Source organism: Streptomyces luteosporeus (assembly GCF_039532865.1).
Taxonomy (GTDB): Bacteria; Actinomycetota; Actinomycetes; order Streptomycetales; family Streptomycetaceae; genus Streptomyces; species Streptomyces luteosporeus.
Genome location: NZ_BAAASL010000006.1, coordinates 1 through 23,887, shown reverse-complemented (window position 1 = coordinate 23,887; position 23,887 = coordinate 1). Strand labels below are relative to the sequence as shown.

19 protein-coding genes, 2 tRNA genes and 1 pseudogene are annotated in these 23,887 nt (G+C 73.5%); 20 read left to right on the top strand and 2 right to left on the bottom strand.

Annotation, left to right across the window (positions count from 1 at the left end; all coding sequences use genetic code 11):
* Positions 1-36: 36 nt before the first annotated feature.
* Entirely contained in the window at positions 37-2,091 is a 2,055-nt protein-coding gene (locus ABD361_RS08840; RefSeq protein WP_344434306.1) for a hypothetical protein, read from the bottom strand.
* Positions 2,092-2,319: 228 nt separating this feature from the next.
* Here ABD361_RS08840 and proB point away from each other — a divergent pair, with 228 nt between their 5' ends.
* The 5 genes from proB (at position 2,320) to ABD361_RS08815 (ending at position 7,451) form a co-directional block, all read left to right on the top strand.
* Positions 2,320-3,471 (top strand): glutamate 5-kinase, encoded by a 1,152-nt coding sequence (gene proB / locus ABD361_RS08835; RefSeq protein WP_344434305.1) that lies wholly within the window; start codon positions 2,320-2,322, stop codon positions 3,469-3,471.
* 162 nt (positions 3,472-3,633) lie between these two features.
* The gene (locus ABD361_RS08830; protein ID WP_344434304.1) at positions 3,634-4,098 is read left to right on the top strand and encodes a hypothetical protein; all 465 of its coding nucleotides are present in this window, start codon (positions 3,634-3,636) and stop codon (positions 4,096-4,098) included.
* Positions 4,099-4,228: 130 nt separating this feature from the next.
* A complete protein-coding gene (locus ABD361_RS08825) occupies positions 4,229-5,533 on the top strand; it encodes a glutamate-5-semialdehyde dehydrogenase (protein WP_344434303.1) in 1,305 nt (434 codons plus the stop codon).
* 60 nt (positions 5,534-5,593) lie between these two features.
* The gene (locus ABD361_RS08820; RefSeq protein ID WP_344434302.1) at positions 5,594-6,199 is read left to right on the top strand and encodes an SCO2584 family spore wall biosynthesis protein; all 606 of its coding nucleotides are present in this window, start codon (positions 5,594-5,596) and stop codon (positions 6,197-6,199) included.
* A 175-nt stretch (positions 6,200-6,374) separates the two neighbouring features.
* Complete coding sequence (locus ABD361_RS08815; protein ID WP_344434301.1) at positions 6,375-7,451, top strand: SCO2583 family membrane protein; 1,077 nt, start codon at positions 6,375-6,377, stop codon at positions 7,449-7,451.
* A gap of 102 nt (positions 7,452-7,553) precedes the next feature.
* Here the strand turns inward: ABD361_RS08815 and ABD361_RS08810 are convergent, their stop codons facing one another.
* Positions 7,554-8,663 (bottom strand): M48 family metallopeptidase, encoded by a 1,110-nt coding sequence (locus tag ABD361_RS08810; RefSeq protein ID WP_344434300.1) that lies wholly within the window; start codon positions 8,661-8,663, stop codon positions 7,554-7,556.
* 105 nt (positions 8,664-8,768) lie between these two features.
* Between ABD361_RS08810 and ABD361_RS08805 the strand changes: the two genes are divergently transcribed.
* The 15 genes and pseudogenes from ABD361_RS08805 to ABD361_RS08735 all read left to right on the top strand — a co-directional run.
* On the top strand, positions 8,769-8,945 hold the full coding sequence (locus tag ABD361_RS08805) for a hypothetical protein (protein WP_344434299.1): 177 nt from the start codon (positions 8,769-8,771) through the stop codon (positions 8,943-8,945).
* 108 nt (positions 8,946-9,053) lie between these two features.
* Positions 9,054-9,215: a hypothetical protein gene (locus ABD361_RS08800; RefSeq protein ID WP_344434616.1), complete on the top strand. Its 162-nt coding sequence runs from the start codon at positions 9,054-9,056 to the stop codon at positions 9,213-9,215.
* Between the two features lie 55 nt (positions 9,216-9,270).
* On the top strand, positions 9,271-9,882 hold the full coding sequence (gene nadD / locus ABD361_RS08795; RefSeq protein ID WP_344434298.1) for a nicotinate-nucleotide adenylyltransferase: 612 nt from the start codon (positions 9,271-9,273) through the stop codon (positions 9,880-9,882).
* A 37-nt stretch (positions 9,883-9,919) separates the two neighbouring features.
* A complete protein-coding gene (locus ABD361_RS08790; RefSeq protein ID WP_344434297.1) occupies positions 9,920-11,563 on the top strand; it encodes a LytR C-terminal domain-containing protein in 1,644 nt (547 codons plus the stop codon).
* Between the two features lie 132 nt (positions 11,564-11,695).
* Positions 11,696-12,136: a ribosome silencing factor gene (gene rsfS, locus ABD361_RS08785; protein WP_344434296.1), complete on the top strand. Its 441-nt coding sequence runs from the start codon at positions 11,696-11,698 to the stop codon at positions 12,134-12,136.
* Positions 12,133-12,786 (top strand): histidine phosphatase family protein, encoded by a 654-nt coding sequence (locus ABD361_RS08780; protein ID WP_344434591.1) that lies wholly within the window; start codon positions 12,133-12,135, stop codon positions 12,784-12,786. The genes rsfS and ABD361_RS08780 overlap by 4 nt, the downstream gene beginning before the upstream one ends.
* Positions 12,787-12,901: 115 nt before the next feature.
* Positions 12,902-12,974 (top strand) — tRNA-Ala (locus ABD361_RS08775).
* Positions 12,975-13,097: 123 nt separating this feature from the next.
* Positions 13,098-13,331 carry a hypothetical protein gene (locus ABD361_RS08770; protein WP_344434295.1) on the top strand — a complete coding sequence of 78 codons (234 nt, stop codon included), beginning with the start codon at positions 13,098-13,100 and terminating at the stop codon, positions 13,329-13,331.
* 141 nt (positions 13,332-13,472) lie between these two features.
* Positions 13,473-13,545: transfer RNA gene (locus ABD361_RS08765), tRNA-Ala, on the top strand.
* Between the two features lie 202 nt (positions 13,546-13,747).
* Complete coding sequence (locus ABD361_RS08760; RefSeq protein ID WP_344434294.1) at positions 13,748-15,721, top strand: S53 family peptidase; 1,974 nt, start codon at positions 13,748-13,750, stop codon at positions 15,719-15,721.
* 236 nt (positions 15,722-15,957) lie between these two features.
* On the top strand, positions 15,958-18,849 hold the full coding sequence (gene leuS, locus ABD361_RS08755) for a leucine--tRNA ligase (protein WP_344434293.1): 2,892 nt from the start codon (positions 15,958-15,960) through the stop codon (positions 18,847-18,849).
* A 157-nt stretch (positions 18,850-19,006) separates the two neighbouring features.
* Positions 19,007-19,957, top strand: coding sequence for a hypothetical protein (locus tag ABD361_RS08750; RefSeq protein WP_344434291.1), 951 nt, complete (start codon positions 19,007-19,009; stop codon positions 19,955-19,957).
* An 84-nt stretch (positions 19,958-20,041) separates the two neighbouring features.
* A complete protein-coding gene (locus ABD361_RS08745; RefSeq protein WP_344434290.1) occupies positions 20,042-20,887 on the top strand; it encodes a DegV family protein in 846 nt (281 codons plus the stop codon).
* 123 nt (positions 20,888-21,010) lie between these two features.
* Positions 21,011-21,883: a ComEA family DNA-binding protein gene (locus ABD361_RS08740; RefSeq protein WP_344434289.1), complete on the top strand. Its 873-nt coding sequence runs from the start codon at positions 21,011-21,013 to the stop codon at positions 21,881-21,883.
* Positions 21,880-23,760: pseudogene (locus ABD361_RS08735) on the top strand (ComEC/Rec2 family competence protein); the annotation flags it as partial. The gene ABD361_RS08740 and the pseudogene ABD361_RS08735, both read left to right, overlap by 4 nt.
* Between the last annotated feature and the right edge of the window lie 127 nt (positions 23,761-23,887).

The window sequence follows — 23,887 nt, the reverse complement described above, 5'->3', positions numbered from 1 at the left end:
GGCCGACGACGTTCCGGTTGTCCCTTCCCCGCCGCCTCAGCCGCCCGGCTGGGAGGCGCCCGCGGCCGAGGCGAGGCGGGGTGCGGGGATCTCGGAGGCCCGGGCCTCCATCCGTACCCGCCGCTCGTCCGCCTTCGCCGCCAGCGCCGTGACCGCCGCGTCGAAGCGGACCAGTGAGGGCGGGTCCGCCGGCCCCAGCAGCTGCACCTTCAGCTCCTGCCGCGCCCGGGCCAGCGTGTCCAGCGCGGGGTCGCGGACCGCGGCGAGCAGCTGCGCCACGCCGCGCGCGTCCGGGGTGAGGATCGTCGCCGCGCTCACGGTCGGGTAGTTCGCCCGGAACTCCTCCTCGCCCATGCCGCCGGTGTTCGCCACCGCGTACGGCTTCTCGCTGACGAGGAAGTCCGACACGACGCTCGACACGTCGCTGATCAGCAGGTCGGACCGGTTGAAGCAGCTGAACAGAGCCGGCCGCACGTCGGTGACGACCTGGTGCTCCCACTCCGGCAGCGAGGCCCAGAACGCCTCCTCCCAGGCGGCCGTGGCGGCCTCGACCGCCTCCGCCCGGCCCGGCGGCGGGGTGCTCTGCAGCAGCATGCGCTCCACCTCGTCCGCACTCTCGCGGAAGGCGGCGGTGGTCAGCCGGTCGAGCTCGGCCGTCCGGCGGGCCAGCTCGGCGGCGGCCGCGGGCCCGGGCCGGGGCCCGCTGCGCTCCGCGTTCGCCGCACGGATCATCGCCTGGATGCGCGCGTCGGCCCGCGCGGCCCGCCCGTCCACCGACCCGGTCATCGGGTGCGGCTTGTACAGCAGCCGTACGCCCGGGTCGGCCAGCAGCTCCCGGACGATGTTCTCGCCGGCGAGGACGAGGGAGGTGTTGCCCGGGTTGCCGTCCCAGCCCTCCCACGTGGGTGCGTAGAGCACGGTGACGTACGGCTTGCCGGCCGCCGCGCCCGGTGCGGCGGTGCGGATGGGCGCGAGCTGGGGGCGGCCCACCTCGACGACGTCCTTGTCCTCGACGCCGATGTCCGCGAGCCGGTAGCGCTCGCGGGCGGCGGGGCCGGCGACCCAGACCTCGTCGTACGCCTTGGCGTACGGGTTGCAGCTGGAGAGCTTGTCGCTCTCCCCGTGGTTGATGAAGGCGTGCTTGATGGAGGGCATGCGCAGCACCTGCGAGGTCTTGCCGGAGTTGGCCGGGTGCAGCATCGCCTTCAGCGAGGACTTCTCCAGGGCCATCAGGTGCACGACCTTGGGGATGCACACGACGGGCAGGTCGGTGGCCTCGATCTTCTGCATCATGAAGCGCTCGCGCAGCACGACGATCGGGTTGCCGCCGAGCGCGCCGAGCGTGGAGAGCCACATGTTGGCCTGGTAGGCGGAGGTGGTGCCGCCGGAGAAGTACATGCCGACGGTGGGCCGGTACTCCGCCAGCCACCCGTCCAGCCACTCCAGCGCCTGCCGCTCGCCGGCGATGCGCTTGCCGGGCAGCAGCCAGGTCGCCAGGTACGCGGTGCCGGCCGCGCCGAGCGCGAGCGCGAGGCCGACGCCCGCCAGGGCCCACCGCCCCTCGCCCGTGCCGGCCGTCGCCAGCAGGCCCGCGGTGGCCGGCACGGCGAACCGCAGCAGCCGGCGGCCGTGCTGACGGGCCAGCAGGCGCGGCGGGGCCGGCGAGAGCCCCAGGCCGGAGGCGTCGATGTTGCGGGTGAGGAACGGCAGGGTGCGGCTGCGGCGCACCAGGATCGCCAGGGTCTGGCAGGCCAGGTGGGTGGCGTAGCACAGCGCGAGGGCGAGGAAGACCGGCGCGTAGTCGCGCAGGGAGCCGTTGCCGTGCAGCCGCAGCAGGCCGATCAGGAGCAGTATGTCGCGCAGCAGCTGGCGCACCATGACGTCGAAGCGGATCTTGCCGAGCACGGCGATCAGGCCCGGGTCGCGGTGCTGCAGGTACACGTCGAGCGCCAGGCTCGCGGCCGTGGCGCAGATCAGGAGCGCGCAGTGCGGTGCGAGGGCGGCGGCGAGCTGCGCGGTGGAGAGGGCCAGCATCGTGAGCAGCGCCGCGAGCTGCACGGCCCGGCGGGTGGCTGTTCCGGCGGAAGGCACTGGGGAACTCCTGGCAGGAACTTCGAAAGTGAAGGGGGAGCCGCCGGCCGGAAGCGACCTGTGACGACTCGACTACCGACCGTATGACGGAGGCGGTCGGCGCTCAATCTTCCACACCAGCACCGGCCGGATTTCGGAGGCGAACGGCGGCAAATGGGTACGGGGTAGATTTGCCGTTCCGACAGGGCCGGCGGCGGCCACGGCAGCGATGACAGAGGTGTACGTACGTTGACTGGGGAAGGGACGACGCAGGAGGCCCGGCGCGAGGTCGTCGAGGCCCGCCGGATCGTGGTCAAGGTGGGGTCCTCCTCTCTCACCACCTCGGGCGGGGGGCTGGACGCCGACCGGGTTGACGCCCTCGTCGACGTCCTGGCCAAGACCCTCGGCGGCGCGGGGGCGCGGGACAAGGAGATCGTGCTGGTCTCCTCCGGCGCCATCGCCGCCGGACTGGCCCCGCTGGGCCTGGACCGCCGCCCGCGCGACCTGGCCCGCCAGCAGGCGGCGGCGAGCGTGGGCCAGGGCCTGCTCGTCGCCCGCTACACCGCCTCCTTCGCCCGCTACGGCCGGCGCGTGGGCCAGGTCCTGCTGACGAGCGACGACACCAGCCGCCGCGTGCACTACCGCAACGCCCGCCGCACGCTGGACCAGCTGCTGGCCATGGGCGCCGTCCCCGTCGTCAACGAGAACGACACCGTCGCCACCGACGAGATCCGCTTCGGCGACAACGACCGCCTCGCGGCCCTCGTCGCCCACCTCGTCCGCGCCGACCTGCTCGTGCTGCTCTCCGACGTCGACGGCCTCTACGACGGCGACCCCAGCCTCCCCGGCAGCTCCCGCATCGCCGAGGTGCGCGGCGAGCAGGACCTGCAGGGCGTCTCGCTGGGCAGCGCCGGCAAGGCCGGGGTGGGCACCGGCGGCATGGTCACCAAGGTGGAGGCGGCCCGGATCGCCGCCGCGGCCGGCATCCCGGTGGTGCTCACCTCCGCCAGCCAGGCGGCCGACGCGCTGCGCGGCCACGCCACGGGTACGTACTTCCACCGCACCGGGCGGCGGTCCGCCGACCGCCTGCTCTGGCTCGCCCACGCCTCGACGCCGCGCGGCGCGCTGACCCTGGACGAGGGGGCGGTACGCGCGGTGGTGGAGGGCACCGGGTCGCTGCTGCCCGCCGGAATCGCCTCGGTCGAGGGCGAGTTCAGCGCGGGCGACCCGGTGGAGCTGCGCGACACCGAGGGCCGGGCGGTGGCCCGCGGCCTGGTCACCTACGACGCCGGGGAGATCCCCCGGCTGCTGGGCCGCTCCACCCGCGACCTGGCCCGCGAGCTGGGCCCGGGCTACGAGCGCGAGGTCGTCCACCGCGACGACCTGGTCGTGCTGCCGTAGGGCGCAGGGCCGTGCCCGCTTCACGCGGAGCCTTTCCGTAAAACCGCCCCGCGGCCGCCCGTCGGCTGGTCCACTTTGATGTACGGGGCCGCCGTGGACGCGCGTCCCCGTGCACCAGGGCTCCGCCGCCGTTGCGGAGCAGCGAGCAACAGGAGGCCGCCGGTGAGACGAGGGCGCCCGGGAGCGCTGCCCCGAGGGACGGCTGGGCGGGCACTGACCAGCGTCGGCACGACCGCCGGCGGCACGGCCGCGCGGGCCGGGGGCGAGGTGCCGCAGACCCGCGAGGCGGCACGGCTGTGGCACGTCACCCTCAGCGTCGCGGGCGCCGAGGCCCCCCTGGGGGAGGTGCGCCGGGCGCTGGAGCAGCTCGCCCACGACCACCCCTTCCTGCTGACCAGCCGCTACGCCAACGACCATGCGGAGATCCGCTACTGGGAGGAGGCGCGCGACCTGCACGACGCCGCCGCCGTCGCGCTGCGGCTGTGGGGGGAGCACCGCTCGACCGCCCGGCTGCCGCCGTGGGAGATCGTCGGGCTGGAGGTCGTCGACCGGGAGACGTACCACCAGCGGGTCGCCGAGGGCTACGGTCCGCCGCCCGCCACCCCGGTCGGAGTGCACCCCTTCTGACCCCCTGCTGGCACCTCTTCCGGGAAGTCGCAGGTCAGTGCGGGCGCTGCGGTCCCGGCAGGGGGTGCGGGGCCGTCCCGCAGTGTGGAACGACGGCCGGTCGGGGCGGGCCCGGGGTTAGGCTGCGGCCATGAGCAGCGTTTTCCCCTCCCCCCTCGCCGACCCCATGCCGCAGTCCCCGGTGCTGCGTGCCGCCTACCGCGCCCGCGCCGCGGCCGCCGACCTGGCGCCACTGCCGCGTGCGGCGAAGGACGAGGCGCTGCTGGCCGTCGCCGACGCCCTGGAGGTGCGCACCCGCGAGATCCTCGAGGCCAACGCCGAGGACGTGGCCAAGGCCCGCGAGGCCGGCACCGCCGAGTCGGTCGTGGACCGGCTGACCCTGACCCCCGAGCGGGTGCGGGCCATCGCCCGTGACGTGCGCGACGTGGCCGCCCTGCCCGACCCGGTGGGCGAGGTCGTGCGCGGCTCCACCCTCCCCAACGGGCTCGACCTGCGTCAGGTGCGGGTGCCGCTGGGCGTGGTCGGCATCATCTACGAGGCCCGGCCCAACGTCACCGTGGACGCCGCGGCGCTCTGCCTGAAGTCGGGCAACGCCGTCCTGCTGCGGGGCTCCTCGTCGGCGTACGCCTCCAACACCGCGCTCGTGCGCGTCATCCGCGACGCGGTGGGCGGGGCCGGCCTGCCGGCCGATGCCGTCCAGCTGGTGCCGGGCGAAAGCCGGGATTCCGTACGCGAGTTGATGCGTGCCCGCGGCATGGTCGACGTACTCATCCCGCGCGGCGGCGCCTCCCTGATCCGCACCGTCGTGCAGGAGTCCACTGTCCCCGTGATCGAGACCGGCACGGGCAACTGCCACGTGTACGTCGACGCCGAGGCCGACCTCGACATGGCCGTGAAGATCCTGGTCAACTCCAAGGCGAGCCGGGTGAGCGTGTGCAACGCCGCCGAGACGCTGCTGGTCCACCGGGACATCGCCGAGCGCTTCCTGCCGCTCGCGCTGGCCGCGCTCGCCGAGGCGGGCGTGACCGTGCACGGCGACGAGCGGGTGCTGGAGCTGGCCGCCGAGGCCGGCACCGGGGCCACCGTGGTGCCCGCGACGACCGACGACTGGGAGGCGGAGTACCTCTCCTACGACATCGCCGCCGCCGTGGTGGACGACCTGGACGCGGCCGTGCGCCACATCCGGCTGTGGACCTCCGGGCACACCGAGGCCATCGTCACCACCTCGCAGGCCGCTGCCCGCCGCTTCACCCAGCTGGTGGACTCCACGACGGTCGCGGTCAACGCCTCGACGCGGTTCACCGACGGAGGCCAGTTCGGCTTTGGGGCGGAGATCGGCATCTCCACGCAGAAGCTGCACGCGCGCGGGCCGATGGGCCTGCCGGAGCTGACCTCCACCAAGTACATCGTCACCGGCGACGGTCACGTGCGGTAGCGGCAGCCGAATTCCCGTACCGGACGCGCGCTTTGGCCGGTGCGGGTCTACGCTGGACGGGTGCCGGACGACGTGGGGGGCAAGCCGTTCCCGGACGGCGAGGAGCCCGAGAGCCACCGCCACGGAGGCGCGGACGACCCGTTCGCCTCCGTGGTCTTCGACGAGGACTTCGTGCGGGCCGCCGCGATCCACGAACCCTCGGCGGCCGAGCGGATGCTCGCGGCCGACCGGGCGCGGGCCGGCGGCGGCCCCGCCGACGACGATCCGTACGACGAGGCGCCGCCCGGCCTGGACGGCGCCCTGCCGGGCGGGCTGCGCGCCGTGCGACCCGGGGAGCTGCCCCTGGCCCACGACCTCGACCCGGACGACGCCTACGGCCCCTACGGGCGCTACGGCCTGACCCGCGGGCCCTACCGCGGGCACGCCCGCTGGCACCGGCCGGTGGCCTGGGTGCTGGCGGTGGTCATGGGCATAGGCGTGGTGGCCCTCGCCTTCGCCGCGGTCTACCGCGGCACCTCCTCCGGCGGTCGGCAGGGCCCGGCCCCGCCGCCCGCCACCACCGGTGTGGGCGCGGACGCCGCCGTGGGGGAGCGGCAGGGGCCGCTGCCCTCGGTCTCCGCCGACTCCGAGCCGCCGGTCGCCTCTGCGGTGCCCCCGTACCGCTGAGCCTGCCCACAGATGATCACTTATGGTCACTCCATGGTGACCATCTGCTCGCCGGTGACCGACCGCAGGAGCCGTGGCCAGGGCTGGTGTCCCTCGCCCGGCCGCTTGAAATTTCCCCGGAAGTTGTCGCGCAGCAGCGCGTTTACCAGCGGCTCCCCAGACCTACTCTTGAGATATGAACGGGCCTGGAGACCCACCTGAGGGCACGCCCGAGGGCCCCCAGGGAGGCGACGAGGAGTACCGATCCGTCGTCTTCGACGAATCGTTCATCCGTGCTGCCCGGCTCCAGGAGTTCTCCGCCCGCGAGCGCATGGACGACCACGCGCCCGCCGTCCGCACCCGGCACGCCTGGGCACGCGTCAGCGCCTCCCGGCAGGTGCTGCTGCTGGTCGTCCTGATCGCCCTGGCCTTCGGCACCGCCGTCTACATGGGCCTGCGCCACCCCTACAAGGAGCCCGGCCCGCCCGCCGCAGAGCCGCTGCGCACCGTCCTGGTGCCCCTGGCGCCCCGCGACGCCGTGCCCGGCGCACCGTCGGCCAAGGAGCTCTTCGACAACAGCCCGGCCACCCGCCTGCGCGACGGCATCGAGGGGATCACCCTTCCGGCCGCACGGCGCACCCAGAATTTCTCCGAGGCCATGGTGATGGCCGCCCTGGCCACGGCCAAGGAGTACGTCGTCAAGTCAGCGCTCGACCCGGGCGTGCTCACCGGCGGCGCCCAGCGCACCGTACGGCTGCTGCTCGCCCCCGCCCAGCTCGACCAGTTCGACCGCAGCTTCGCGCACCCCGCCGACGACGGGCGCAACGCGGCGACCGGCTGGCTGATCCGCTTCGACCCTTCCCAGGTGGCCCTCGCCGACCGCACCATCCGCACCCAGGGCACCTTCGCCATCACCGAGGTCTCCCCGGCCGCGCTGGAGGTCTCCTCGGACCACACCTTCGTCTACGCCGTCCGCCCGGCCGGCGGCAAGCCCGACGCCACCTCGCTGTTCACCGTGCGGCGCACGATGCGCTTCCGCTTCGACCGCGACGACCTGCAGGAACACCATGTGCAGGTGCTGCAGAGCGCGGTGCAGGCCGGGCCGCAGTCCTGCAACGCCGACGACGCCGTCTTCCTGCGGCCGCTCTTCGCCGGCCAGAAGGCCACCGGCGACGGCCCGGCCGGCACCGATCCGTACGCCACCGGCAGCACCGACGGCGCGCTGTGCGGCACGCTGGACCCCGCCGCCCAGCCCTCCCCACCGCGCCACTAGGGCCTGTCCGGCGGACCATGCCGCGCCCCGTAGGGGCGCGGGGAACTGCGCGATCGGCCACCGACGGCCCGCAGATGCAGCGTCTGCGGGCCGCCCGCGCCCCTACGGGGCGGTCGTCGAGCCGTCGGACGGCGGACCGGCATCGCCGGGGCCCTCCGGGCCCTTCCCGGGGGCAGCCCGGCCGCCGCCGAACGTGTCCTTCAGCCGGCCGCCCAGGTCACCGACGCCACCCGCTATGTCCCGCACCAGCCCCAGCAGCGGGTCCTTGCTGGAGCGCACCGACTCGGCGTAGTGGTTCGCCGACTCGCGGAAGGAGTCGGAGACGGAGGCGTCCTTGTCCTCCGAGCGGCGCAGGTAGTGGCCGTCCATGATCCGCTGGTGGTCGCGGCTCTCCGACCAGCGCTTGAGCTCGGCCGCCCGCACGGTGGCGAAGGGATGGCTGCGCGGCAGCACGTTGAGGATCTTCAGCACCGAGTCGCGCACGTCACCGCCGCGCTCGTACTCCTCGGCCTGGGCCAGGAAGGCGTCCACGTTCATCTCGTGCAGGTGGTTGCCGCCGGCCAGCTTCATCAGCATGCGCAGCGCCGCCCGCGGATCCTGGCCCACCAGCAGTCCGGCCCGGTCCGCGGACAGCTCCGACTTGCGGAACCACTCGCGCAACGCGGTGACCAGCGCGTTCACCGCGATGTTGCCGAGCGGCACCCAGGCCACCTTCACCGCGAAGCTGGTCAGGAACAGCAGGATCGTTCGGTAGACCGCGTGGCCGGACAGCGCGTGCCCCACCTCGTGGCCGACCGCCGTGCGCATCTCCTCCTCGTCCAGCAGCTCCACCAGGCCCGTGGTCAGCACGATCACCGGCTCGTCCAGCCCCACGCACATGGCCCCCGGCCGGGGGTCCTGCGTGACGTACATCGGGGGGACCTTCTCCAGGTCCAGGACGTAGCAGGCGTCCAGCAGCATGGTGTGCAGGTGGGGGAACTGCTGCTCGCTCACCCGCACCGAATCCGACAGGTACAGCAGGCGCATGCTGCGCTCCGGCAGCAGCCCGCTCAGCGCCTTGAAGACCACGTCGAAACCGCTCAGCCGGCGCAGCGCCACCAGCGCCGAACGGTCCGCGGGGTGCTCGTACGCCCGCGAGGAGATCCCCGGGAACCGCCTGCGCTGCCCGGCCGGCCCCCGCCAGCCGTCGCCCGCACCCGTGCCGTCGCTCATCGCCGACCCCCTGCCGTCGCCGCTCGGAAGGGCCCCTGACCGGCCCGTACCCGACCTGTGGGACCCCAGCCTAGGCGCTGCCGCCGACACGGCTACGGTGGAGGCATGGCCGACATCAGCCCCGCCCTGCACGGGATCACCACCCACCCCGCCCTCACCCAGGTCCTCGCCGTCTCGCACGGTGACCAGGGGCCGGGCGCCGTGCTGCGCACCGTCCTGCTCGTCGGCATCGTCGGTGTTCCCCTGCTCGCCTGGCTCCTGCTGCGCGGCTACCGCAAGTAGCAAGGCCCCGCGGGCGACGCGCGGAGTCGGCGTGAGCTCGCGGGTGCGCCCCGCATACGATGTGGCAGAAGTCTCCAACCGACCCCGTCCCGGATAGGTCCTGCCGACGTGAATCTCATCGACGCCCACAGCGCCCTGCTGACCCTCGCCGCAGAGAGCGAGCACGTGGACAACCACAAGAGCATCAGCCCCGCCGTGACCGGTGGCGCCGCCCTCGTCATCCTGCTGCTCCTGCTCTGGATCACCACGCGCTTCAACCGCGACCGCTGATCGCGCCGGTCCCTGGCGTCAACGCGTGAAAACGCGCCCAGTAGGGTCTGCACGCATGGAAGAGCAGACAGGGCCCGTGAAGCGGCGGCTCGGAGTGATGGGCGGGACGTTCGACCCCATCCACCACGGCCACCTGGTCGCCGCGAGCGAGGTGGCCGCGCAGTTCCACCTCGACGAGGTCGTCTTCGTGCCGACGGGCCAGCCGTGGCAGAAGGGCCACCGCACGGTCTCCGCGGCCGAGGACCGCTACCTGATGACGGTGATCGCCACCGCGTCCAATCCGCAGTTCTCGGTCAGCCGCATCGACATCGACCGCGGCGGACCCACCTACACCACCGACACCCTGCGGGAACTGCGCGAGCTCAACCCCAACTCGGACCTGTTCTTCATCACCGGCGCCGACGCGCTGGCCCAGATCCTGACCTGGCGGAACACCGAGGAGCTCTTCCCGCTGGCCCACTTCATCGGCGTCACCCGGCCCGGTCACATACTGGCCAACCCCGGGCTGCCCGAGGACCGGGTCTCCTTCGTGGAGGTCCCCGCCCTGGCCATCTCCTCCTCCGACTGCCGCGCCCGCGTGGCCCAGGGGGATCCCGTCTGGTACCTGGTGCCCGACGGTGTGGTGCGCTACATCGACAAGCGCAAGCTGTACCGTCACGACGGCTGAGACCCGCACGAACGCCGACTGGGCTCTAGGGGCACTGGTGAACGACCGACAGGACCCGTACGCGTACGACCCGTACGCGTCCCCGGCGACGCCGCCGCAGGTGTACGGCTATGACGCCTACGGCCAACCGGTGTACCGGCCGGACGCCCCCGAGCGCGTGTACGACCAGTACGGGCAGCCCCTGCAGCAGCAGCCGTACGCCTACGACCCGTACGCCGGCCAGCAGCCGCAGCACCCGCAGCCGTCCTACGACACGTACGCCGCCCAGGGCCCCGAGCCCCTCGCCCAGCAGCCCCAGCAGACCCAGCAGCAGGAGTGGATTCCCCGGCAGGGCGGCCCCGCGCCGCAGGACGCGCACCCCGCGCAGGCCCCCGCCGCACCCCAGGCGCCGGCGGTGCACGGCTCGGTGCCCGAGCCGCGGCCGGCCGCCGAGGAGGCCCCGGACTACCGCACCGAACAGTTCTCCTTCGTCGAGGAGCCGGACGACGGCTCCGAGGACGTCATCGACTGGCTGAAGTTCAGCGAGAGCCGCACCGAGCGCCGCGACGAGCGCAAGCGCAAGGGCCGCAACCGCGTCGTCGCCCTCGCGGTGGTGCTCGTCCTCGCGCTCGGCGCCGGCATCGGCTGGTTCCTGCTCTCCGGCGGGGACGACAAGCCGGCCCCCAAGGCCGCCGGCGCAGCGCAGAAGCGCGACGTGATCGTCGTGCACCTGCGGCAGACCAGGGGCGGGGACAGCTCCACCGCCCTGCTGGTCGACAACGAGACCACCAAGAAGGCCACGACCGTCCTGCTGCCCAACTCCCTGGCCCTGGCCAAGGACGGCGGTGGCGCCACCACCCTCGGCAAGGCCGTGCAGGAAGCGGGCACCGGTGGCACCCGGGACGCCCTGAACACCCTGCTGGGCGCCGACATCAAGGGCAGCTGGCGGCTGGACACCCCCTACCTGGAGAACCTGGTCGAGCTCGTCGGCGGCATCACCGTCGACACCGACACCGACGTGCCCGCCGAGAAGGCCGGCGACCGGCCGCTGGTCACCCGCGGCAGCGGGCAGACCCTCGCCGGCCGGGCGGCGGTCGCCTACGCCACCCACCGCGCCGCCGGCGAGGACCAGAGCCGGCAGCTCGGCCGCTTCGGGCAGGTCATGCAGGCCGTCCTGCGGAAGATGTCCAGCGACACGAAGGCGGCCACCACCACCGTGGAGTCCCTCGCCCAGATCCCCGACCCCTCCCTCAGCCCGCAGCAGCTCGGCGCCTCGCTCGCGCACCTGGCGGAGAAGGCCAAGACCGGCGCGTACGCCACCGCCGTGCTGCCCGTGCAGCCCGACGGCTCGCTCGCCCAGAAGACGGCCGACAGCATGGTCAAGGACGTGCTCGGCGGCACGGTGAAGAACACCGACAAGAACGCGCCGCCCCGGGTGAGCGTGAAGAATGCCACCGGCTCGGCCGGCGCCGCCACCACGGCCCAGGTCGCGCTCGTCAATGGCGGCTACACCTACGTCTCCGGCGGCACCGCCGGCGCGGCCGAGGCCGCCTCCGCCGTGATCTACGCCGACGACGCCCGGGCTGCCGAGGCCAAGGAGGTCGCCCGCACCCTCGGCCTGCCGGAGCGGGCCGTGCGCAAGGGCGAGGGCGCCCCCAACGCCGACGTCACGGTGGTGCTGGGCAAGGACTACAAGAGCTGATCCGCAGGCCACCGGCGGCTTTCGGCCGGGCTTTCAGTCACGCTTTCGATCCGGCGGAAAAGCCCGGGAGTGGCGCGCGTGGGTCGTGAGACCCTGGAGGGGTACTGACCCTCTTGACCGAAAGCATGGCTTGTGACCGCCACCGACCGCTCCATCGAGCTCATCCGGGCCGCCGCCCAGGCCGCCGCCGACAAGCTCGCGCACGATGTCATCGCGTACGACGTCAGCGACGTCCTGTCGATCACCGACGCCTTCCTGCTGGCCTCGGCCCCCAACGACCGCCAGGTCAAGTCCATCGTCGACGAGATCGAGGAGCGGCTGCTGAAGGACCTCGGCGCCAAGCCGGTGCGCCGCGAGGGCGACCGCGACGCCCGCTGGGTCCTGCTGGACTACGTCGACATCGTCGTGCACGTCCAGCACAGCGAGGAGCGCGTCTTCTACGCCCTGGAGCGGCTGTGGAAGGACTGCCCGGAGATCGCCCTGCCCGAGGACGCCGTCGCCACCCGCGGCAAGGCCGACGAGCACGCCCGGATGCAGTCCGCCGAGGCCGGAGTGGACGGAGACCTGAGCTGAACGGCACGGGGGGCGGCCGGGGGCGCCGCATCGTCCTGTGGCGGCACGGGCAGACGTCCTGGAACGTCGAGCGCCGCTTCCAGGGCACCACGGACATCGACCTGACCGACACCGGCCGGGCACAGGCGCGCCGGGCCGCCCGGCTCCTGGCCGGCCTGCGGCCGCACGCCATCGTCGCCTCCGACCTGCGGCGCGCCCGGGACACCGCCGCCGAGCTCGCGGCCGTCACCGGACTGCCGGTCTCCGGCCACCCGGAGCTGCGCGAGACGTACGCGGGCGAGTGGCAGGGCCTGACGCACGAGGAGATCGCCGAGCGCTTCGGCGAGCAGTACGCGGCCTGGAAGCGCGGCGAGCCGGTGCGGCGCGGCGGGGGCGAGCTGGAGACCGAGGTCGCCGACCGGGCCGCGCCCGTGGTGCTCTCCCACGCCGAGAAGCTGCCGGACGGCGGCACCCTGGTCGTGGTCAGCCACGGCGGCACGATCCGCACCACCATCGGCCGGCTGCTGGGCCTGCAGGCCGGCTCCTGGGAGGCCCTGGGCGGCCTGAGCAACTGCAGCTGGTCCGTGCTGGGCGAGGGTGCGCGGGGCTGGCGCCTGCTGGAGCACAACGCCGGATCGCTGCCGGAGCCGGTGCTGGGCGACGACGACTGAGGAGCCCCCTCGTGGGGCTCCCGGGGCCCGATTTCACATCCGGGCAGGTCGCAGGCTAAAGTTCTTCTTGTTCGCGGGGAACACCGGGGAAAGCCCGGGGGAAACCGAGAACAGCGGGGCTATAGCTCAGTTGGTAGAGCGCCTGCATGGCATGCAGGAGGTCAGGAGTTCAATTCTCCTTAGCTCCACAACCCGATGATCCCGCCTCCCTGATCCAGGGAGGCGGGATTCTTGCTGCTCCCATACCCTTCCGTGGCAGAATCGGACGCCCGGGAACGGACGGGGCCGAAGGGGAGGGAACGGGCTGACCCATGGGTGCTCACAGCCGGAAGTGCGACTGGTGCGGCAGCGGGACGCCGATCGTCCGCGACATGGAGCCGCTCAACTCCGCCTATCAGTACTGGTGCGTCGAGTGCGCGCGGGCGCTGATCATAAAAGGCGACCCGATCGAGGTCTACCGGGAGCTCGAGGGCGAGCCGATCTACGGCCGGCTCCTCGACGAGCTCTGCACGCTCAAGCGCTTCTACTCCTTCGCGACGGCCTGAACGGCCGGCCGAACACCCCCTCAAACCGGACAAATCGGCTCGCCCGCCCCTCGGCGGGGAATCGATTTGGCGAAAGGGGGGTAGGACCGTGTAATGTTCTGGGTGTCGCCGGGGGAACCGGGCGGCGGGAAAACAGAACAAGGGGCTATAGCTCAGTTGGTAGAGCGCCTGCATGGCATGCAGGAGGTCAGGAGTTCAATTCTCCTTAGCTCCACAGCAAAGAAGCGGGTCATCCGGAAGGGTGGCCCGCTTCTTCGTGTGCGGATGTCGTCGCCCGCTGGACCCGGGATCGTCAACCTCCCGTCATTGCAAGGGTGTTGACCGTAAGTTTCTTGATCTCATCTTGACGAACGCATGCCCCAAGGATGAACGGTTCGTCGACAGAGTGACGTGACCGTTCACTCTCAGGGGGTTCCATGAGATCAAGCCGCTCACGGGCACGGGCCGGACTGTCCCTGGCCGCGGCCCTGCCGCTGGTCGCGGGGGCGCTCGCGCTCGCCGGGCCGGCCGCCCAGGCGCAGGCCGACTCCACGCCGCACGACCGCCAGTCGCTGGTGGGCACCAAGCCCCAGTGGGCGACCGCCGGCGCGGACCAGGGCGCCACGGCCGCTTCCAAGGCCGTCACGGCCCGGGTCTACCTGGCCGGCCGGGACGCCGACGGCCTGGCCGCCTACGCCCGGGCCGTCTCCGACCCGAAGTCCGCCTCCTACGGCAAGTACTTGACCGCGCAGCAGGCGAAGGAACGATTCGGCGCGACGCGGGCCCAGATAGCCGAGGTCACCGCGTGGCTGAAGTCCTCCGGCCTCACGGTGACCGCGAGCAACGACCACTACCTCACGGTGTCCGGTGACGCCGCTGCCGCCCGCAAGGCGTTCGGCACCGAGCTGCACGACTACGTCAAGGACGGCAAGACCTACCACGCGCCCTCGCGGACGGCCTCCGTACCGGCCTCCCTGCACGGCGCCGTGCTGACCGTCGTGGGCCTGAACAACGCGCCCCGGCTGGCCCACCACCAGGACACGCTGCCCGGACCGAGCGCGGCCTTCCGCAACGCCGGCCCCTTCTCGACCTACTACGGCTCGAACGTCAACAGCGACCTGCCCGCCGCCTACGGCTCCCACGCGCCGTACGCGATCAAGGGCTACACCGGCAAGCAGCTGCGCGCCGCGTACGGGGCGAAGAACTTCACCGGCAAGGGCGTGACCGTCGCGATCACCGACGCCTTCGCCTCGCCGACGATCGTCAAGGACATCGAGCAGTACGCCAAGCGCAACGGTGACAAGGCGTACCGCAAGGGCCAGTTCTCCCAGGTGCTGCCCGCCGACTACACGCACACCAAGCCCGACGAGTGCGACGCGGCCGGCTGGTACGGCGAGGAGACCCTCGACATCGAGGCCGTGCACGCCGTGGCCCCGGACGCCGGCATCGTCTACGTGGCCGGCTCCTCCTGCCAGGACGACGACCTGATCGACTCCCTGCGCAAGATCGTCGACGGCCGGCTCGCCGACATCGTCTCCAACTCCTGGGGCGACATCGAGACCAACGAGACCCCGGACGTCGCCGCCGCCTACGACCAGATCTTCCAGCAGGGCGCGGTCGAGGGCATCGGCTTCTACTTCTCCTCCGGCGACGACGGCGACAACACCGTCAAGCACGGCGTGAAGCAGGTCGACACCCCCGCGAACTCCCCCTGGGTCACCTCCGTCGGCGGCACCTCGCTCGCCGTCGGCAAGGGCGACAAGTACTTGTGGGAGACCGGCTGGGGCACCCACAAGGCCCCGCTGTCGAAGGACGGCCACAGCTGGGACGGCTTCCCCGGCGCCTTCACCGGCGGCGCGGGCGGCGGCACCAGCAAGGTCTTCGAGCAGCCCTTCTACCAGCGCGGTGTCGTCCCCGACGCGCTGTCCAAGGCCAACGGCACCACCAAGCCGATGCGCGTCGAGCCCGACATCGCGGCCGTCGCCGACTCCAGCACGGGCTTCCTGGTCGGCCAGACCCAGACCTTCCCGGACGGCAAGGTGGCCTACGACGAGTACCGCATCGGCGGCACCTCGCTCGCCGCGCCCGTGATCGCCGGCGTCCAGGCGCTCGCCCAGCAGGCCCGCCACGGCGTGCCCATCGGCTTCGCCAACCCCGCGATCTACGACCGCTACGGCACCGCCGCCTACCACGACGTCACCGACCACCCGCTGGGCCGCGGCCAGGGCCTGGGCGTCGTGCGCGTCGACTACGCCAACGGCGTGGACGCCAAGGGCGGCCTGGTCACCTCCCTGCGCAGCCTGGGCGGCGACACCTCCCTGTCGGCGACCTCCGGCTACGACAACGTCACCGGCGTCGGCTCCCCGGCGAACGACTACGTGACCTCGTACATCCCGCGCAGCGGGCGCTGAGGCCCCCCGGGGCCCGGGGACCGCACCCTCTCCTTCGGTGCGGGCCCCGGGCCCCCTGGGGTAACCTGGGCCCATGCGTGCCGTACGCCTTCTGCTTAGCGAGCCGCGCTGATCAGTACCGACCCCGCGGGTCGGCATCGGCGCGGCATCCCCTCCTGTGCGAGGGGTTTTTTCATTTGCGGCCAGCGAGCCGCAGGCAGAGGGCGAAGACGACGATCGATGGAGCTTAGAGGACGATGAGCGAGACCCCCACCGCCGCCGAGGTGGCAGCCCCGCACCGCTACACGGCCGCGCTGGCCGCCGACATCGAGGCACGCTGGCAGGACTTCTGGGACGCGAACGGCACGTACCACGCGCCCAACCCCGGGGGCGAGCTGGCGGGCGACGAGGCGGCCGCGGAGATCGCCGCCCGGCCGCACAAGTTCGTCATGGACATGTTCCCGTACCCGTCGGGCGCCGGCCTGCACGTCGGTCACCCGCTGGGCTACATCGCCACCGACGTCTACGCCCGCTACCACCGCATGACGGGCCACAACGTCCTGCACACCCTCGGCTTCGACGCCTTCGGCCTGCCCGCCGAGCAGTACGCCGTGCAGACCGGCACCCACCCGCGGGTGTCCACCGAGGCCAACATCGAGAACATGAAGGCGCAGCTGCGGCGGCTGGGCCTGGGCCACGACAAGCGCCGGTCGTTCGCCACGATCGACCCGGAGTACTACAAGTGGACCCAGTGGATCTTCCTGCAGATCTTCAACTCCTGGTACGACCCGGAGGCGAAGAAGGCCCGGCCCATCGCCGAGCTGGTGGCACAGTTCGAGAGCGGGGAGCGCGCCACCCCCGACCAGCGCCCCTGGAATGAGCTGAGCGCCGTCGAGCGCGCCGACGTCCTGGGCGAGTACCGCCTGGCGTACGCCTCCGACGCGCCCGTCAACTGGTGCCCCGGCCTGGGCACCGTGCTGGCCAACGAGGAGGTCACCGCCGACGGCCGCTCCGAGCGCGGCAACTTCCCCGTCTTCAAGTCCAAGCTGCGCCAGTGGAACATGCGCATCACCGCCTACGCGGACCGCCTGCTGGAGGACCTGGACGCCCTGGACTGGCCCGAGGCCATCAAGCTGCAGCAGCGCAACTGGATCGGCCGCAGCGAGGGCGCCCGCGTCGACTTCGCCATCGACGGCGCCCCCGGCGCCACGGCCACCGTCTTCACCACCCGCCAGGACACCCTCTTCGGCGCCACCTACCTGGTGCTGGCCCCCGAGCACCCGCTCGTCGTCACCGACGACCACGGCGTGATCCCCGCCGCCTGGCCGCAGGGCACCCACGAGGACTGGACCGGCGGGCACGCCACCCCGGCCGAGGCCGTCGCCGCCTACCGCAAGGAGGCCGCCGCCAAGTCCGACGTCGAGCGGCAGGCCGACGCCAAGGAGAAGACCGGCGTCTTCACCGGCGCGTACGCCATCAACCCGGTCAACGGCGAGCGCATCCCCGTCTTCGTCGCCGACTACGTCCTGATGGGCTACGGCACCGGCGCCATCATGGCCGTCCCCGCCCACGACAGCCGCGACTTCGCCTTCGCCCGCGCCTTCGACCTGCCGATGCGCTGCGTCGTGCAGCCCGCGGACGACCGCGGCACCGACCCCTCGACGTGGGTCGACTCCTTCGACTCCTACGAAGCCGAGATCATCAACTCGGCCGGCGAGGGCGTCTGTCTGAACGGCCTGCGCGTCCCCGAGGCCAAGACGGCCATGGCCCAGTGGCTGACCGAGCGCGGCATCGGCGAGGCCACCGTCAACTTTCGCCTGCGCGACTGGCTCTTCAGCCGCCAGCGCTACTGGGGCGAGCCCTTCCCGATCGTCTACGACGAGGACGGCGTCGCCCACGCGCTGCCCGAGTCGATGCTGCCGCTGGAGCTGCCGGAGGTCGAGGACTACGCGCCGCGCACCTTCGAGCCGGACGACGCCGACACCCGGCCGGAGACCCCGCTCTCGCGCAACGAGGAGTGGGTCAACGTCGAGCTGGACCTCGGCGACGGCCCCAAGATGTACCGCCGCGAGACCAACACCATGCCCAACTGGGCCGGTTCCTGCTGGTACGAGCTGCGCTACCTGGACCCGCACAACAGCGAGCGCCTGGTCGACCCCGACGCCGAGCGCTACTGGATGGGCCCGGCCGAGGGCAAGCCGCACGGCGGCGTCGACCTGTACGTCGGTGGTGCCGAGCACGCGGTGCTGCACCTGCTGTACGCCCGCTTCTGGTCGAAGATCCTCTTCGACCTGGGCCACGTCTCCTCGGCCGAGCCGTTCCACAAGCTCTTCAACCAGGGCATGATCCAGGCGTACGTCTACCGCGACGCCCGCGGCATCGCGGTGCCCGCCGCCGAGGTCGAGGAGGCCGACGGCGCGTACCACTACCGCGGCGAGAAGGTCTCCCGCCTGCTCGGCAAGATGGGCAAGTCCCTGAAGAACGCCGTCACGCCGGACGAGATCTGCGCCGAGTACGGCGCCGACACCCTGCGCCTGTACGAGATGGCGATGGGCCCCCTGGACGTCTCCCGTCCCTGGGACACCCGTGCCGTCGTCGGCCAGTACCGCCTGCTGCAGCGCCTGTGGCGCAACGTGGTCGACGAGACCACCGGCGAGGTCACCGTCGTCGACGCCGAGCCCGACCAGGCCACGCTGCGCGCCCTGCACAAGGCCATCGACGGCGTCGGCCAGGACCTGGCGAACCTGCGCTTCAACACCGCCATCGCCAAGGTGACCGAGCTGAACAACTTCGTCACCAAGCTGAGCGAGGTGCCGCGTTCGGTGGCCGAGCGGATGGTCCTGCTCGTCGCCCCGCTGGCCCCGCACATCGCCGAGGAGCTGTGGCGCCGGCTGGGCCACGAGGAGTCGGTCGTCCACCAGTCCTTCCCGGTCGCCGACCCCGCCTACCTGGTCGCCGAGACCGTCACCTGCGTCGTGCAGATCAAGGGCAAGGTCAAGGCCCGCCTGGAGGTCGCCCCGTCGATCTCCGACGAGGAGCTGGAGCGGACCGCCCTGGCCGACCCGGCGGTCGTGGCCGCGCTGGGCGGCGCCGGCATCCGCAAGGTGATCGTGCGCGCGCCGAAGCTCGTGAACATCGTCCCTGCGTGATGTGTTGGTGACGGGTTCGACGAGTTAAGGGTTCTTCCCTACGGGCAGGTTGGGGGTTCTTCCGGAACCCCCGGCCTGCCCCTTGCGTTTACGGTGGAAAGGTACGGGCGCGGGAAGGGTACGGCCGCCGCCCGCCGCCTACCCGAGGAGCGTGTTCATGGAAGCCGCCGCCGCGATCTTCGCCGTGATCAGTGCGCTCGTCGTGGCGTTCGTGGTCATCGCCGTGATCAGGGCGGTACGGGCGGTCAAGCGCGGCGTCGACCGCACCGTCACCCAGGCGCGGCGCACGGTGGAGGACACCCGGCTCAAGGCCCGCCGCTACGGCCTGCCCGGCCCCGCGGGCGAGGTCGCCGAACTGCGGCTGTCCCTGCGCACCTCCATGCGCGCGACCCAGGAGGTGCTGCGCTCCGGCGCCCGGGACGACGCCTCCCTCACCGAGTCCCTCGCCCTCTTCGAGCGACTGAGCGCCCACGGGCGCGAGCTCGACGAAGACCTGCGCAAGCTGGAGGACGAGCCCGACAAGGACCGCATCACCGCCTGCCTCCCGGAGCTCAAGGAGCGCACCGAACGCATCACCAACTCGGCCGACTCCCTCCGCTGGGCGGCCCAGGACCGCGCCCGCCGCTTCGGCGCCGAGGACCTCGACGCGCTGAGCGAACAGATCCGCATGGAGGCGGGCGCACTGCGCCACTGGGAGGAGGAACCGCCGGCGGGCGGGGGCTCGGGGGTGACAGGGGCTTCCGGGGGCGCTGGTGCAGGGGGTTCCGGGGCTGCCGGTGTGGCTGGGGCTGGTGGGGGCTCCGGAGCTGCCGGCGTCCCTGGGGCTGGTAGGGGTTCCAGGGCCACTGGTGTCGCTGGGGCTCGCGGTGCTTCCGGTGGTGGGGCCGGTAGCGCTTCGGGTGCGGGCCGAGCCGGAGCTTCCGGGGCAAACGGCGCGTCCTGGACCGCTGGCCCTGCGGAGGCCGCCGCGGGCGCCGGACCGGCCGGGGCCGGCGAGGGCCCGGAGGGCCGGAGCGGGGCGCGGGCCGCGCTCGAAGGCCGCAAGGACCGGTGGAAGCCGGGGTACTCCTGGGAGAAGGCCGTCCACCGCCGGGAGAACACGGCCTGAGCCCAGCCGCAGGCGACCCGGCAGGCGACCCGGCAGGTGAAGCCGCTCTGCCGCGGGAGCGGCCCGGCGGGTAACCTCCGGGGCATGTCCCGCCACGTCGCCATCATTACCGATTCCACGGCCTACCTGCCCCGCCAGGCGATGGAGCGGCACAGCATCACCGCCGTACCGCTGACGGTCGTCCTGGGCGACGAGGCGCTGGAGGAGGGCACCGAGGTCTCGGCCCGTTCCGTGGCCCAGGCCCTCGCCAAGCGCCGGCCCGTCACCACGTCGCGGCCCGCCCCGGAGGACTTCGCCGCGGCCTATCGCGCGGCCGCCGAGGCCGGCGCGGACGGCATCGTCTCCCTGCATCTGTCGGCGGAGTTCTCGGGCACGTACGACGCAGCGGTGCTCGCGGCGCGGGAGGCACCCGTGCCGGTCAGGGTCGTGGACACCGGCATGGTCGCGATGGCGCTCGGCTTCTGCGCCCTGGCCGCGGCCGAGACGGCCCGGGCGGGCGGTTCGCTCGACGAGATCGTCGCGGCGGCGGAGAAGCGGGCGCAGGGCACGGCCGCCTACTTCTACGTGGACACCCTCGACTACCTGCGGCGCGGCGGCCGCATCGGCGCCGCGCAGGCCCTGCTGGGCTCGGCGCTCGCCGTCAAGCCGCTGCTGCAGCTGGACGGCGGCCGCATCGAACTGCGCGAGAAGGTGCGCACGGCGGCCAAGGCGATCGCCCGGCTGGAGGAGATCGTGGTCGAGCGCACGGGCACCGCGGCCGCCGACATCGCCGTCCACCACCTGGCCGCCCCCGAGCGGGCCGCCGAGCTGGCCGAACGGCTGCGGGAGCGGGTGCCGGGGCTGCTGGAGCTGCACGTGAGCGAGGTCGGCGCGGTGATCGGGGCCCACACGGGGCCGGGGTTGCTGGGTGTGGTGGTCTCACCGAGGTAGGGCGGCAGCACGGTTGTGTCGTGTTGCCCGTGAGGGTGACGAAATTTTCCTCAAGAGGCCGGTTATCCACCGGAATTGAGGCTGTCCGGCGCCGATCCGGCGACCGGGCTACTGTCCCGTGTCATGACCGATCGCTCACGCACGGTATTGGCGCCTGCGCCGCCAACGCGCCCCACGCCCGTTTCCGTTGCCGCTCCGGCGGCCGCGGTGGACCGCGGGCTGGGTTCGCTGCGTGACCGCGTCGCCGCCGCGCCCGCGAACGCCCCGGCGCGGCCGCGCCGGGACTGGCGTGGTGCAGTGCGCGACCGGCTGCCGGTGTGGCTGCAGGTGCGGTGCGGCATCGAGCCCAGGACGCTCGCGGCGCTGGCGGTCGTGCTGCTGGCGGCCGTCGGCCTGGCGGTGCACCACTTCTGGTCCGGGCGGCCGCACGAGGTCCACGCGCCGCAGCGGGAGGGCGCGCCTGCCGCTGTCGCCCCGCCGGACCGGCCGGCACCGCCCCGGCCGGTCGCAGGGAGGTCTGCCGGGCCGCCCTCCCCGCCTGTACGGGGCGGGGACGGCGCGCGGGACGTAGTGGTCGACGTCGCCGGCAAGGTGCGGCAGCCCGGGGTGCGCCGTCTGCCGGCCGGATCCCGGGTGGAGGACGCGCTGGAGGCCGCCGGGGGAGTGCGCCCCGGGACGGACACCTCGGGCCTGAACCGCGCCCGGGTGCTGGTCGACGGCGAGCTGATCCTGGTGGGTGCCGGCCCGGGTGCCGTGCCGCCGCCCGGAGGGCCTGCCGCAGGCACCGCCCCGGGTGCCGCCGCGGGGCCCGTCAGCCTCAACTCCGCGACGGCCGAGCAACTGGAGGCCCTCCCGGGCGTCGGCCCGGTCCTGGCCCGGCACATCGTGGACTACCGCGACCAGCACGGCGGCTTCCGCTCGGTCGCCGACCTCCAGCACGTCACCGGCATCGGCGCCCGCCGCTTCGCCGACCTCAAGCCCCTGGTCCAGCCGTGACCGGCACTGCCGCGGACCTCGAAGCGCGGGCACCCGGGCCCGTCGAGGGGCCGCCCGACCTGCGCCTGGTGGTTCCCGCACTCGCGACCTGGGGCGCGGCGGCGATCTGCCTGACGGCGGACGTCCCGGTGGTCGTGGCGATGTGCGCGGGCGGCGTGGTCGCCGCGGGCGGCCTCGCCCTGGCCGTCCGCGTCCTGGCCGTCCGCGCCCGGGCCCGGCGCGTGCCGGCAGGGCGGCCGCGCGCAGCGGCGGTGGCCGCAGCGGTGGCGGCCGCGCTGTTGTGCGCCTCGGCCGGGGCGGCAGTGGGCGGGCTGGCGGGCGCGCAGACGCGGCGCGGGCCACTGCCGCAGCTGGCGCGGCAGTACGCGCGGGTCACCGTCGAGGCGACCGTCACCGGGGACCCCCGGGTCACCCGGCCGCGGGCGCGCGGTGCGGTGCAGGCCGCGCCCGCCGTGGTGCTGGAGGCGGAGGCGACCCGCGTGGTCACCGCACAGGGCGCCGCGACGGCCGTGCGCACCCCGGTGCTGCTGATGGCGCGTCAATCGTGGCTGGGGCTCCTGCCGTCCACCCGGGTGCGCGCCGAGGGCCGGCTCGCGCCGCCCTCCCGGCAGGGCGACCGCATCGCGGCCGTCCTGCGGGTCAGGGGCGACGGGCCGCCGCAGGTCCTGGTGGGGCCGTCCGCCGCCCAGCGGTTCGCGGGCCGGCTGAGGGCGGGCCTGCGCACGGCGTCGGACGGGCTGGCCCCGGACGCCCGCGCCCTGCTGCCGGGCCTGGTCGTCGGCGACACCTCACGCGTGCCGGCCGAGCTGGACGAGGCCTTCCGGGCCACCGACCTGACGCACCTTCTGGCGGTCTCCGGGGGCAACCTCGCCGTCCTCCTGGTGCTCCTGACCGGACCGCCCCACCTCGCCGCACGCGCCGAGCGCCGCGGGCTCGCGGGCCGGCTGGGGCTTCCGCTGCGGCTGACCGCGGTGCTGGGCGGCGGGCTCGTGCTCGGCTTCGTCCTCGTCTGCCGCCCGGGCCCGAGCGTGCTGCGGGCCGCCGCCTGCGGCCTGATCACCCTGCTCGCCCTCGCCACGGGCCGCAGACGCAGCCTGCTCCCGGCCCTGGCCGCGGCGGTCGTGCTGCTGGTGCTGTACGACCCCTGGCTCGCCCGCGACTACGGCTTCCTGCTCTCCGTGCTGGCCACCGGCGCCCTGCTCACCCTCGCCCCGCGCTGGAGCGGCGCCCTGCGGCGCCGCGGCGTGCCGCCCCGGATCGCCGAGGCCCTCGCGGCGGCGGGCGCGGCCCAGGCCGTGTGCGCGCCCGTGCTGGCCGTCCTGGCGTCCCGGGTGAGCCTGGTGGCGGTGCCCTGCAACCTGCTGGCCGAGCCGGCGGTCGCCCCGGCCACCGTCCTCGGCTTCGCCGCACTGGCCACCGCCCCGCTGGCCATGCCGGTCGCCGAGCAGCTCGCCCGCCTGGCCGGCTGGCCGGTGCTGTGGACGGCCGCCGTGGCCCGGACCGGGGCGGGGCTGCCGGGCGCCGGGGTGCCGTGGCCGGGCGGCCCGGCCGGTGCTCTCGCGCTGGCCGCGGTGACGGCCGCCGCTGTGCTGCTGGCGCCCCGGCTGCTCCGGCGGCCCTGGGCCTGCGCGGCCTGCGCGCTGCTGCTCCTGCTCGCCGTCCTGCGCCCCGCACCGCTGGAGAGGGCCGTGACCGGCTGGCCGCCGCCCGGCTGGCGGCTGGTGGCCTGCGACGTGGGCCAAGGGGACGCGCTCGCCCTGGCCGCCGGCCCGCACACGGCCGTCGTCGTCGACGCCGGCCCCGAGCCCGGTGCCGTCGACCGCTGCCTGCGCGAGCTGGACGTCGACACCGTGCCGCTCCTGCTGCTGACCCACTTCTTCTTTCCGCGGTTCAGATCTGTCTCATGAAGCCCGTGCTTCAGTCTCGTTGATCCGTTGAGTGCGGGACGGGCGAGCCAACGAGGGGGTGCCCTCGAAGGCTCAGGAAGGGACGGATGTGGAGCTG

Bases quoted from the DNA above. Each gene is read 5' to 3' on its own strand.
- ABD361_RS08825 (WP_344434303.1), top strand. From the start codon at position 4,229: ATGAGCAGCGTTTTCCCCTCCCCCCTCGCCGACCCCATGCCGCAGTCC.
- ABD361_RS08810 (WP_344434300.1), bottom strand. From the start codon at position 8,663: ATGAGCGACGGCACGGGTGCGGGCGACGGCTGGCGGGGGCCGGCCGGG.
- ABD361_RS08805 (WP_344434299.1), top strand. From the start codon at position 8,769: ATGGCCGACATCAGCCCCGCCCTGCACGGGATCACCACCCACCCCGCC.
- ABD361_RS08770 (WP_344434295.1), top strand. From the start codon at position 13,098: ATGGGTGCTCACAGCCGGAAGTGCGACTGGTGCGGCAGCGGGACGCCG.
- ABD361_RS08760 (WP_344434294.1), top strand. From the start codon at position 13,748: ATGAGATCAAGCCGCTCACGGGCACGGGCCGGACTGTCCCTGGCCGCG.
- ABD361_RS08750 (WP_344434291.1), top strand. From the start codon at position 19,007: ATGGAAGCCGCCGCCGCGATCTTCGCCGTGATCAGTGCGCTCGTCGTG.
- ABD361_RS08740 (WP_344434289.1), top strand. From the start codon at position 21,011: ATGACCGATCGCTCACGCACGGTATTGGCGCCTGCGCCGCCAACGCGC.
- nadD (WP_344434298.1), top strand. From the start codon at position 9,271: ATGGAAGAGCAGACAGGGCCCGTGAAGCGGCGGCTCGGAGTGATGGGC.
- ABD361_RS08745 (WP_344434290.1), top strand. From the start codon at position 20,042: ATGTCCCGCCACGTCGCCATCATTACCGATTCCACGGCCTACCTGCCC.
- ABD361_RS08815 (WP_344434301.1), top strand. From the start codon at position 6,375: ATGAACGGGCCTGGAGACCCACCTGAGGGCACGCCCGAGGGCCCCCAG.
- leuS (WP_344434293.1), top strand. From the start codon at position 15,958: ATGAGCGAGACCCCCACCGCCGCCGAGGTGGCAGCCCCGCACCGCTAC.